Below are 981 nucleotides of genomic sequence, written 5' to 3' on the forward strand. Positions count from 1 at the left end.
TATAGGTGAACCCTTTTGCGAGTGGGTCAAACTTGTTAATTATTTAGAGTGGAGATACAGATATTCATTCATATATTACATCATTGTTGGAATTGTAACTCGAGCTTTAATACTAAAACTAGCCTCTTTATCTAAACCTCAAGATCTTACAACTAAGTAAAATTTAAATTGGAGGAAAAAACTTTGGAAGAAGTTAATATTGGTTTACTGACGATCAAAGTCATCGTTGGTTTTGCAACTTTATTTTTTATCATTATCATAACAGGCAGAACATCCATCTATCAGTTAACCCCGTTTCACTTAGTTTTTGTGTTAGTACTTGGAGATTTTTTAGGAAATACCATTTATGAAGATAAGGTAGGGATTTTTCATTTTTTATATCCCATCGGATTGTGGACGTTTCTTATGTTGGGAATAGAGTTTATGACTCTAAAAAATAAATCGACACGTTCTCTCTTATTAGGCAATCCTAACATCATCATTCGAGATGGTGTTATGGACAGAAAGTTACTTACAAAGAACAAATTGGATGTAAATCAAGTATTGAGTATACTCCGTCAAAATAATGTCTTTTCAGTTCGCGAAGTCAAATACGGTATATTGGAAGCTAATGGGCAAATAAGTTTATTATTAAAATCCAAGTATCAAAAACCAGACAAGCAAGATCTCAATCTTCCAGAAAGTCCAGTAGACCTCCCAACATCGTTAATTATAGATGGGGAAATTTTATGGGATAATTTACATGAACTCGGATTTGATCAACAGTGGTTAGATAACCAATTAACTACCAATGGATATGATAATGTAAAGCGTATACTTTACGCAGATTGGCGAGAGAGTGAAGGCATACATGTAAGTCCTAAATAAAATTTGTTAGGATAAGAGCACATCAATTTTCTTGGTGAATATAAACTTTAGTCTTCAACAATCAGGCGCTTTAATGAAGTAACTAAAGCCTAATTTTTCACTTATAACACCGAG

1 protein-coding gene is annotated in these 981 nt (G+C 32.8%); it reads left to right on the plus strand.

Going from position 1 to position 981, the window contains the following annotated elements:
• The first annotated feature begins 183 nt into the window (after positions 1-183).
• A complete protein-coding gene (locus ACTJJ9_RS26300) occupies positions 184-867 on the plus strand; it encodes a DUF421 domain-containing protein (RefSeq protein WP_412964565.1) in 684 nt (227 codons plus the stop codon).
• The last annotated feature ends 114 nt before the right edge of the window (positions 868-981 follow it).

It is taken from the genome of Metabacillus sp. 22489 (assembly GCF_052044855.1).
Lineage (GTDB): Bacteria > Bacillota > Bacilli > Bacillales > Bacillaceae > Metabacillus > Metabacillus niabensis.